This is a genomic window from Mycobacterium sp., from assembly GCF_032161845.1.
In the GTDB taxonomy this organism is placed as follows: domain Bacteria; phylum Actinomycetota; class Actinomycetes; order Mycobacteriales; family Mycobacteriaceae; genus Mycobacterium.
Genome location: NZ_JAVRQA010000508.1, coordinates 1 through 10,247, shown reverse-complemented (window position 1 = coordinate 10,247; position 10,247 = coordinate 1). Strand labels below are relative to the sequence as shown.

Annotated in this window: 9 protein-coding genes and 1 pseudogene; 5 read left to right on the top strand and 5 right to left on the bottom strand. The window is 66.8% G+C overall.

Annotation, left to right across the window (positions count from 1 at the left end; genetic code table 11):
* The coding region (locus QOD90_RS28055) for a LysR family transcriptional regulator (RefSeq protein WP_526355254.1) at nucleotides 1-745 on the bottom strand (745 nt) is incomplete at its 3' end.
* A 102-nt stretch (nucleotides 746-847) separates the two neighbouring features.
* On the opposite strand from QOD90_RS28055, the gene QOD90_RS28050 reads away from it, so the two are divergent.
* A complete protein-coding gene (locus QOD90_RS28050) occupies nucleotides 848-1,363 on the top strand; it encodes a PAS domain-containing protein (RefSeq protein WP_526355252.1) in 516 nt (171 codons plus the stop codon).
* Here the strand turns inward: QOD90_RS28050 and pyk are convergent.
* Both pyk and QOD90_RS28040 read right to left on the bottom strand, forming a co-directional pair.
* Nucleotides 1,349-2,773, bottom strand: a complete 1,425-nt coding sequence (gene pyk / locus QOD90_RS28045; RefSeq protein ID WP_526355250.1) for a pyruvate kinase — start codon at nucleotides 2,771-2,773, stop codon at nucleotides 1,349-1,351. The two genes, QOD90_RS28050 and pyk, sit on opposite strands and share 15 nt — an antisense overlap.
* An 11-nt stretch (nucleotides 2,774-2,784) precedes the next feature.
* Nucleotides 2,785-3,810, bottom strand: coding sequence for a ketopantoate reductase family protein (locus tag QOD90_RS28040; RefSeq protein WP_526355248.1), 1,026 nt, complete (start codon nucleotides 3,808-3,810; stop codon nucleotides 2,785-2,787).
* 202 nt (nucleotides 3,811-4,012) lie between these two features.
* On the opposite strand from QOD90_RS28040, the gene QOD90_RS28035 reads away from it, so the two are divergent.
* The 4 genes and pseudogenes from QOD90_RS28035 to thiC all read left to right on the top strand — a co-directional run.
* Nucleotides 4,013-5,098 (top strand): Re/Si-specific NAD(P)(+) transhydrogenase subunit alpha, encoded by a 1,086-nt coding sequence (locus QOD90_RS28035; protein ID WP_526355246.1) that lies wholly within the window; start codon nucleotides 4,013-4,015, stop codon nucleotides 5,096-5,098.
* 3 nt (nucleotides 5,099-5,101) lie between these two features.
* Complete coding sequence (locus tag QOD90_RS28030) at nucleotides 5,102-5,425, top strand: proton-translocating transhydrogenase family protein (RefSeq protein ID WP_526355244.1); 324 nt, start codon at nucleotides 5,102-5,104, stop codon at nucleotides 5,423-5,425.
* Nucleotides 5,422-6,855 carry an NAD(P)(+) transhydrogenase (Re/Si-specific) subunit beta gene (locus QOD90_RS28025; protein ID WP_526355242.1) on the top strand — a complete coding sequence of 478 codons (1,434 nt, stop codon included), beginning with the start codon at nucleotides 5,422-5,424 and terminating at the stop codon, nucleotides 6,853-6,855. Before QOD90_RS28030 ends, QOD90_RS28025 begins: the two co-directional genes overlap by 4 nt.
* A gap of 47 nt (nucleotides 6,856-6,902) precedes the next feature.
* Nucleotides 6,903-8,324: pseudogene (gene thiC, locus QOD90_RS28020) on the top strand (phosphomethylpyrimidine synthase); the annotation flags it as partial.
* A 26-nt stretch (nucleotides 8,325-8,350) separates the two neighbouring features.
* Here thiC and QOD90_RS28015 read toward each other — a convergent pair.
* Together QOD90_RS28015 and QOD90_RS28010 are read right to left on the bottom strand one after the other, a co-directional pair.
* The gene (locus QOD90_RS28015) at nucleotides 8,351-9,940 is read right to left on the bottom strand and encodes a gamma-glutamyltransferase family protein (RefSeq protein WP_526355240.1); all 1,590 of its coding nucleotides are present in this window, start codon (nucleotides 9,938-9,940) and stop codon (nucleotides 8,351-8,353) included.
* A gap of 46 nt (nucleotides 9,941-9,986) precedes the next feature.
* Nucleotides 9,987-10,247, bottom strand: a 261-nt coding sequence (locus QOD90_RS28010) for an ATP-binding cassette domain-containing protein (protein WP_526355238.1), incomplete at its 5' end; no start/stop codon positions are given.

The window sequence follows — 10,247 nt, the reverse complement described above, 5'->3', positions numbered from 1 at the left end:
TCGAACGCAGCCAGGTGTGCGGCACCACGCTCGCCCATGCACCGGTGGCGACGTGGGCGTAGAGCGACGCGACCGAATCCGTCTCGATCTGAGGTAGCGCGGCTGCGCCGTTCTCCGCGAACGCCTTATCGATGAACTGCCGGAAACGCATGTGCGGCATCAATAATGCCAACGGAAGCTGGGCGGCCTCGGCCCATGTGATCGTGCGGGCGCCTGGGGCGAGCTGCTCACCGGAGACGAGCAGCACGTACCGCTCCTTGTACAGCGGGACCACCTCTAGTCCCGATCTGTCATCGGGGCCGAAATGGGCGATGGCTGCATCAAGTTCGAAGTCGCGCAGTTGACGTAGCAACTCGGTGGACGACAACCGGGAACAGATGGACACCTTGGCCAATGGGTGCAGTCCACAGAACGCGGCGACCGGCAGTGCCGTGGTCGTCGACACCGTTGGTCCACAGCCCAGGCGCAACGTGCCGGAGATGCCGGACCGCATTGCGGACGCCTCGGCCTTGAGGCCATCGTGCTCGGCCAGTAGTCGCTTGGCCCAGGCGACGAGGCGTTCGCCCTCCAATGTCAGACCCTCGAAGTTCTGCCCGCGATGAATGAGGGTGACGTTGAGCTCGCGCTCTAGTTTGGCGATCGCGGTGGATAGTGCCGGTTGGGATACGTAACAGGCCTCCGCGGCCCTGGCGAAGTGACGTTCACGGGCCACGGCGACGAAGTACTCCAGCTGACGCAGCAGCACTGCTCTCCCTTCGGCGACGGTGGAAACGCTTGATTGTATGCAGTATGCCGTATGCTGTGGACGAACGCAATCAAGCGGCATAGCAGCAAAGGAGGAGGCATCGTGGTCGAGAGCGCCAGCACCGTGACGCAAGAGTGGTTCGCCAAGGCGGTGGTCAACGAGTCGGGGGAGGCCATCGTGGTCACCGACCCAGACGGAGTCATTCGGCTGTGGAATGCCGGAGCCGCACGCATGTTCGGGTACTCCGCTGCCGACGCGATGGGCCATGACCTGGACCTGATTATCCCGGACAAGCTGCGGGCGCGACACTGGAAGGGCTATCGACAAACCATGGCCACCGGCACCACCCGGTACGGGGACAAGTTGTTGAGCGTGCCTGCCAGCCACAAGGACGGGCGGCGGCTCTCGATCGAGTTCAGCGTTGCCCTCTTGCGCGACGACGCCGGCGTGGTGCTCGGGATCTCGGCGATCATGCGCGAGGTGAGCGAGCGCCGCGAGGCCGAGCGGGCACTGCGCGCCAAGCTCGCCGACCTGGAGGCCCGTGTCCCGCCCGGACCGACGATGTCCGTGCAGGGCTGGTCTGAGCAGCCCTGCACGGCAACGTCACTCGACGCGTAGCACCCGCACCGAGTCGGTGTAGCCGGCAACGCCGCTTCGACTGCCGGAGACCACGACGACCACGTCACCCGGGTGGCAGGCCCCCATGCCCACCAGCGCGCGGCTGACCTCGCTGGGCATCGACTCCGCCGCCGCCGACGGTGCGAGCACGGCGGACTCGATTCCCCAGGAGAACGCCATCCGCGCTCGCACCTCGGCGTCGTGAGCGAAGGCCAGCAGTGGCAGCGGCGAACGCTGCCGAGCCAGGCGCAGCGCGGTGTCACCCGTACGGGTGAAACAGCACAGCGCCGCCGCACCGAGGCGCTGTCCCACCTCACACGCAGCCGCGGCGATCGCATCTCCGAACACGGCATCGCCGGCGACCTCCGCGGCTGGCTCGACAGCCTCGTCCCGGCCAGCGCCACTCTCGGCCGCCTCCACGATGCGCGCCATCGTAGCGACCGCGTGCGCGGGGTGCGCCCCCACACTCGTCTCGGCCGACAACATCACCGCGTCCGCTCCATCGAAGACCGCATTGGCCACGTCGGAGACCTCGGCGCGGGTGGGACGACGGTCGGAGATCATCGAGTCGAGCATCTGGGTCGCCACGATGACCGGTTTGGCCGCCTGGCGGCACAGTGCGATGGCGCGCCGCTGCACCAGCGGGATCTGCTCCAGGGGCATCTCCACACCCAGATCACCACGGGCCACCATCAGCCCGTCGAACGCCTCCACGATCGCCCGCAGGTCCGAAACCGCCTCCGGCTTCTCAAGTTTGGCTATCACGGGCACTCGACGGCCAACCTCATCCATGATGGCGTGGGCGAGCTTGACCTCCTCGGCGGCGCGCACGAAGGACATCGCCACCATGTCCGCGCCTAGCTCGAGGGCGAACTTGAGATCCTCGATGTCCTTGTCTGACAACGGCGGAACACTCACGGCGACACCGGGAAGCGAGATGCCCTTGTGATCGCTGACCGGGCCGCCGTCGAGCACTTCGCAGTGAATGTCGGGACCGCTGACCTCAACTACCCGCAGGTCGATCTTGCCGTCGTCGACGAGCAGCCGGTCACCGGATCGCACGTCGCCCGAGAGTCCCGCATAGGTCGTGGACACCCGGTCGTGGTCGCCCGGGCAGGACGCGGTGGTGATCACGACCCGCTCCCCGGTTGCCCACAGCACCGGCCCATCGGCGAAGCTGCCGAGCCGAATCTTCGGGCCCTGCAAGTCGGCGAGCACTCCGACGATCCGGCCGCGCTCGGCGGCGATCGTGCGAACCATCCGGTAGAGGGCCGAGTGCTCCTCTCGGGTGCTGTGGCTGAAGTTCAGCCGGGCCACATCCATTCCGGCATCGACGAGTTCAGCCAGGACCGGCGCGGTGCCGGTGGCCGGACCCAACGTACAGACGATCTTTGCGCGGCGGTTCGACATCTTCTTCTCCCTTACTGCAGAGCCGGCGCGGTTGCCCGCTCTGGGGTGTGTTCGACCACCGGCGCGCCGGGCACACAGGTGCGTGCCAGCAGATCGGTGGCGGCATGGATAGTGCGCAGGGTGGGCGCCGCAGCACCTGTCAGGTCGGCCATCTCCACCACCGCAGTGACGATGGCGTCGAGCTCCAACTGCTTGCCCGCTTCGAGGTCCTGCAGCATCGAGGTCTTGTGATGCCCGACGTTCTCGGCGCCGCGCAGCCGCTTCTCGATTGAGATGTCCGGGGTGGCGCCCACTCTGGCGGCGATGTCGAGCGTCTCCTCCATCAATTGGACGACGACCTGCCGAGTCTTCGGGTTCCGACAGATTTCGACCATCGTGGCTCTGGTCAACGCGCTCAGTGGATTGAACGCGACGTTGCCCATCAGCTTGATCCAGATGTCACTGCGCAGATCAGCCTCGACCGGGGCCTTCAAGCCGCCGGCAATCATGGCCTCGCTCAACGCCTTACACCGAGGTGAGATCGCTCCCGACGGCTCGCCGATGGAGAACCGGGTGCCCTCCAGGTGTCGGATCACACCGGGCGCCTCGATGGTGGTGGCCGGGTACACGACGCAGCCGATCGCCCGCTCGGGTGCGAGCACCGCAGTGGTGGCACCGCCGGGATCGACGGCCTCAACCCGACGCCCACGGTACGGACCCGGCAGTTCGTGAAAGTACCACCACGGGATGCCGTTCTGCGCCGCCAGCACGGCCGTGTGCTCCCCGAGCAGTGGATTCACCAACGGGCCACACGACGGGTAGCCGTGCGCCTTCAACCCAAGGAAGACGTAGTCGACGGGCCCAATCTCGGATGGGTCGTCCGTGGCGTGTGGATGGGCCACGAAGTCACCGCGGTCGCTGAGGACCCGTACGCCGTTCTCGCGCATGGCCTTGAGGTGGGCGTTGCGGGCGATGAGGTGGACTTCGGCACCGCCGCGTTGCAATGCGGCACCCCAGTAGGCGCCGATTGCTCCGGCGCCGACGACAGCAATCCTCACGGGACTCCTCAGATCGTATGGTGTATGCATCGACCATCCCGGAGGCAAAACGCCCCGCTCAGATGGTGCTGCACTTGTACCGATCAATACTTGCATACAATATGCAGTTGGCCTAGCCTCTTCCTCGACCAGGTTCGTCGAGCCGTCGGAGCCCCGAGACCTGTATTGCCGGGAGTGTCCGGCCTCAGCCAAGAGGAGGACCATGACGTTGATCGGAGTTCCACGGGAGTCGGCCGCGGGTGAGCGCCGCGTCGCGTTGGTGCCCAAGGTGGTCGAGCGGTTGTGCGCCGGCGGTCTCGAGGTCGTCGTGGAGAGCGGTGCTGGGGCGGGAGCGCTGATCGGCGACGAGCACTACCTCCGAGCCGGAGCGACGATCGGTGACGCGTGGCCGGCCGACGTGGTGGTGAAGGTCAATCCGCCGAACTCCGATGAGATCAGCCGCCTCAAACCAGGGTCGACGTTGATCGGTTTCTTGGCCCCGCGGACCCGGCCCGAACTCGCCGAGGAGCTACGCATGGCCGACGTCACTGCGTTTGCGGTGGAGGCGATTCCACGGATCTCGCGGGCACAGACGATGGATGCGCTGTCCTCGCAGGGCAACGTGTCGGGCTACAAGGCGGTGGTGTTGGCGGCGTCGCTGTCGACGAGGTTCTTCCCGATGCTGACCACCGCGGCGGGCACGGTGAAGCCGACCAGTGCGCTGATCCTCGGTGTCGGAGTCGCGGGTCTGCAAGCGTTGGCCACCGCCAAGCGCTTGGGCGCCAAGACCACCGGATATGACGTGCGTCCCGAGGTGGCCGATCAGGTCCGTTCGGTCGGCGCGCAGTGGCTCGATCTCGGCACCAGTGCAGTTTCTGCCACCGGCGGCGGCGGCTATGCCCGTGAGCTGACCGACGAGGAACGTGCCCAACAACAGAAGGCGCTGGAGGAGGCGATCACCAAATTCGACGTGGTGATCACCACCGCCCTGGTGCCGGGTCGTCCCGCGCCGCGCATGGTGACCGCCGCCGCGGTCGAAGGCATGAGGCCTGGCAGCGTGGTGGTGGACCTCGCCGGGGAGACCGGCGGCAACTGCGAGCTCACCGAACCCGGGCAGACCGTCGTCCGCCACGGTGTCACGATCACCTCGCCGTTGAACCTGCCCGCGACCATGCCCGAGCACGCCAGTGAGTTGTACGCCAAGAACATCACCTCACTGCTGGAGCTGTTGATCATCGACGGTGCGTTGGCACCGGACTTCGACGACGAGGTCGTAGCGGCGTCGTGTGTCACCCGGAAGGTGTCGTAATTCATGTATGACCAACTGTTGGCCAACCTCGCGATCCTGGTGCTGGCCGGGTTCGTCGGGTTCGCCGTCATCTCCAAGGTGCCCAACACCTTGCACACCCCGCTGATGTCGGGCACCAACGCCATCCACGGCGTCGTCGTGCTCGGTGCGCTGATCGTGCTGGGCGAACTGCCCGCCGACGCCAATTGGGGAGTGCGGATCATCGCGTTCGTCGCGCTGATCTTCGGCACCCTCAACGTGATCGGCGGCTTCCTGGTCACCGACCGGATGCTCGGAATGTTCAAGAGCCGCAAGCCCGAAACCGAGAAGGCCGAGGCCGAAAAGTGAACTATCTCGTCAACAGCCTCTACATCCTGGCGTTCGCCCTCTTCATTCTTGGCCTGTCCGGGCTGACCGGACCCAAGACCGCCGTGCGAGGCAACCTGATCGCCGCCGCCGGTATGGCGCTGGCCGTTGTCGCGACGTTGATCAAGATGCGTGACACCGCCTCGATCAACTGGATCCTCATCGTCGCCGGACTGGTCATCGGTGTGGTCCTGGGCGTGCCGCCGGCCAAGAAGACCAAGATGACCGCGATGCCGCAACTGGTCGCACTGTTCAACGGCGTGGGCGGCGGCACGGTCGCCCTGATCGCGTGGGCCGAGTTCATCGAGACCGACGGATTCGGCCGCTTCCGCCCCGACCAGTCCCCGACCGTTGCCCTCGTGATCGGATCCTTGTTCGCCGCGATCATCGGGTCGGTGTCGTTCTGGGGCTCCCTGGTGGCCTTCCTCAAACTGCAGGAGTCCATCCCCAAGAAATTCGAGAAGGCACTCGTCCACTCCGCCAAGCTGTTCCAGGCCTCCAACGTGGTGCTGCTACTCGGCGCCGTCGCCGTCGCGGTCTACATCGGCGTGCATGCCGGTGCGGGCAACCCCAGCTGGTTGATCGTGATCGTGCTGGGGCTGGCCGGCATCATGGGACTGTTCGTGGTGTTCCCGATCGGCGGCGCAGACATGCCGGTGGTCATCTCCCTGCTCAATGCGATGACCGGACTGTCCGCTGCCGCAGCAGGTCTGGCGTTGAACAACACCGCGATGATCGTCGCAGGCATGATCGTCGGCGCCTCGGGCAGCATCTTGACCAACCTGATGGCCGTGGCGATGAATCGGTCGATCCCGGCCATCGTGTTCGGTTCCTTCGGCGGTGATGCCGGTGGCGCGGCGGCTGCCGGTGGGGATCAGGGCACCGCCAAGGCCACCTCGGCCGCCGACGCCGCGATCCAGATGGCTTACGCCAACCAGGTAATCGTCGTACCCGGCTACGGGCTGGCCGTCGCCCAGGCCCAGCACGCCGTCAAGGACATGGCCTCGATTCTGGAATCCAAGGGCGTCGAGGTGAAGTATGCGATCCACCCGGTCGCCGGCCGCATGCCCGGACACATGAACGTGCTGCTGGCCGAGGCCGACGTCGCGTACGACGCGATGAAGGAAATGGACGACGTCAACGGCGAGTTCGCCCGTACCGACGTCACCATCGTGATCGGCGCCAACGACGTCACCAACCCCGCCGCCCGCAATGACCCATCCAGCCCGATCCACGGCATGCCGATCCTCAACGTCGACCACTCCCGCTCGGTCATCGTGCTCAAGCGGTCCATGTCCTCGGGCTACGCAGGAATCGAGAACCCGCTGTTCTTCCTCGGCCACACCTCCATGCTCTTCGGCGACGCCAAGAAATCCGTCAGCGCACTCACCGAGGAACTCAAGGCCCTGTGAGCACGGCCGCCCACCGGTTGCCCCCGGACCGCTCCCTGGGAGCGCCCGTGGACGCAGCCGGCGTGACGACCGGACCGATCCCCGGGAGCACGAAGCGCTACCGAGAGCTGGCCGACGTCCCCGGCGCCCGCGTGCCGTATCGCCGCGTGCAACTCGCCGACGGGCGACACGTGGACCTGTACGACACGTCTGGTCCGTACACCGATGCCGACGCCGTGATCGACATCGCACGCGGACTGCCGCCCCGCCCCGGGGTATTCGGCAATCGCGGAACCCAACTGCAGCGGGCGAGGGATGGCGTCATCACCACCGAGATGACCTTCGTTGCAGCGCGAGAGGGTGTGCGGCCCAGGCTGGTTCGCGACGAGGTGGCAGCAGGCCGCGCGGTCATCCCAGCCAATCACCGCCACCCCGAGAGCGAACCGATGATCATCGGCCGGGCGTTCCGGGTCAAGGTCACTGCCAACATCGGGAACTCGAACATGCCGACGGGTTGGTCCGCGCTCGACGAAATGGTGTGGACGACCCGGTGGGGTGCCGACACGGTCTTGGACCTGTCCACTGGCCGGGACACCGATGCGGCGAGGGAACGGATCGTGCGCAACTCCCCGGTGCCAGTCGGGGTGGTCCCGCTGGATCAGACCCTGGCGAAGGTACACGGCGACCCTGCCGCGTTGACGTGGGAGGCGTTCCGCGACAACGTCATCGAGCAAGCCGTACAGGGCGTCGACTACATGACCGTGCATGCCGGAGTGCGACTGGATCACGTGCCGCTCACCGCGGGCCGAGTGGCTGGCATCGTCAGCCGCGGCGGCGCCATCATGGCGGCGTGGTGCGTGGGACGTAAGACCGAATCCTTCCTCTACACGCACTTCGACGAGCTGTGCGACATCCTGGCCGGCTACGACGTGACGCTGGCACTGGGCGCAGGCCTGCAGCCGGGATCGATCGCCGACGTCAACGATGCCGCGCAGTTCGCCGAACTTCGCACCCTCGGCGAACTTGCGAAGACAGCGAAGGCCCATGGCGTGCAGGTGATGATCGAGGGCCCCGGCCACATGCCGATGCACGAGATCGCCGACAATGCGCGCCTGCAGGATCAGTTGTGCCGGAGTGTCCCGTTCTTTGCCCACGGTCCGCTCACCACCGACATCGCACCAGGCTACGACCACATCACCTCGACCATCGGCGCCGCGATCATCGCCCAAACCGGCACGGCGATGCTGTGCTGCGTCACCCCGAGGGAGCAGCCGGGGGTGCCCGACCGGGCGGCCGTCAAGGACGCCGTCATCGCTCACAAGATTGCCGCCCACGCCGCGGATCTCGCCAAGGGCCATCCCCAGGCCAAGCAGCGGGACGACGAATTGTCACGGGCACGCTTCGAGTTCAGCTGGCACGACCACTTCGCGCTCTCAGTGGACCCCGACGCCGCGCGCCGAGCTCATGAACAGTCCAATTCCGCCGGACCGGTCCATCTCCGCTTCCGGTAGCGCCGTCAGTCCGCGAGCCGCGGATAGTGCGCCACGATGGCGGCGCCGTCCGACCTCGGATCCGACGCCGCTGACATCGATCCGTCCGCATCGACGAAGACGACATTGGCCTGCCCGAGTGCCTCGGTGTGCGCGGGAACCTCGTTCGCAAGCAGACCCGTCACCCTGATCGCCGCCTTGGCCGCCGCAGCCATGTTCGACTCGACCGTCACCGAGTCGGCCGTCCCGCCGTCGACCTGCAGTCCGACGATGGCGCGGGGTCCGCTCACGGCCGTCTCGGCGCTGGCACCGCCGAGCGCCCGCAGCAGCACTTGGCCGAGGATCTGCGGTTGCCCCTGCCCACCCATCGTCGCCAGGACGTGACGGACCACGCCGCGGTGCATCGTCATCGCGGGCATCAGGGTGTGCGCGGGCCGCTTTCGCGGTGCGATGACGTTGGGCGAAACGCCGTTCAGCGAGAAGCTGGTGCCACGGTTGTGGAAGAGGATGCCGGTGGCCGGATCGATCAGCCCCGACCCGAATGCGTGATAGACGCTCTGAATCAGTGACACCGCGTAGCCATCGCCATCCGCTGCCGACACCCCGACGGTGTCCCCGTGAGGCACGACCGTCGGTCCAGCGTGGACGGCGCCCGGATCGGCGAGTTCGCCGAGGCCATCGTGTACCAACATCGAGACGTCGACGTCGGCATGACGGGGGTCGGCCAGGTGTTCGGCACGTAATGCGTTGCCTCGGTGGAAGACCCGCATCAGCTGCCCCATTCCCACGCCGAGCGGGTCACTGAGGCCGAGTTCTTCGACGGCCCGCAGCGCACGCAGAAGCAGGAAGCCGTGTGTGTTCGGCGGGCTCGTCAGCACCGTCAGGTCGCCAAAGGCCACCGTGATCGGATCCACGACCTCCGGGCGGAAGGCCGCGAAGTCACCGCCGGTCAGCGACGACCCGTTGCCCCGCAGATAGGCGACCATCCGCTCGGCGAGTTCGCCCTCATAGAAGCCCTCAGGCCCAGACTTCCGCAGTGCAGTGAACGTCTCGGCGAGAGCGGGCTGAGCCAACCGGTCTCCCTCGCGAAGCGCGTGGCCCCTCGGCCGGAACACCCGATCGAAGTCCTCGGTACCGAACAGGTCTGCGTTCTCGACATCGTCGAGCTGGGTGGCCAACGACCGCGCCACCGGAACTCCTGCCGCGGCGGCAGTCTCCGCGGGCTCTAGCAGCCGTGCCCAGTCGAGTCGGGACCCGAAGTGGCGCAGCGTATCCCAACCTCGGACACCCCCAGGAACCGTGACGGCGTCGGCGCCACGGGCCGGTAACCGTGGTCCGTACCTGGTCCGCAGACCAGCGGCGTCGACCGCAGCACCCGCCCACCCGGATGCGTTGATGCACCGCACGGCACCGTCGGGGGTGCGGACGAGTGCGATGAGGTCTCCACCGAGCGCGACGTTGTGCGGGTAGACAACGGTCAGGACCGCCGCAGCGGTGATCGCGGCATCGATGGCCGAACCACCATCGCGGTAGGCCCGCATGCCCGCCTCGGTGGCCAGCGCGTGCGGGGTGGCCAGCGCCCCTGTGAACGACCTGGGCGCTGAGTTGGTGGACACGGCGATTTGACTCCTTGCTCGTTGCAGGACAGGGGAATTCGATGCGTCAGTCAATGGTAGACAGGAACGCCTTGGTCCGCTCGTGCTGCGGGTTGGCGAACAGTTGCTTCGGCGCCGCGTCCTCGATGATCCGGCCCGCGTCCATGACCACGATGCGGTCGGCGACGTCACGGGCGAACCGCATCTCGTGGGTGACGACGACCATGGTCATGTTCTCGCAGGCCAGCTCGCGCATGACCGCCAGCACCTCGCCGACCATCTCGACGTCCAGCGCGCTGGTCGGCTCGTCGAAGAGCATGACCTTGGG

Bases quoted from the DNA above. Each gene is read 5' to 3' on its own strand.
- QOD90_RS28035 (WP_526355246.1), top strand. From the start codon at position 4,013: ATGACGTTGATCGGAGTTCCACGGGAGTCGGCCGCGGGTGAGCGCCGC.
- pyk (WP_526355250.1), bottom strand. From the start codon at position 2,773: ATGTCGAACCGCCGCGCAAAGATCGTCTGTACGTTGGGTCCGGCCACC.
- QOD90_RS28030 (WP_526355244.1), top strand. From the start codon at position 5,102: ATGTATGACCAACTGTTGGCCAACCTCGCGATCCTGGTGCTGGCCGGG.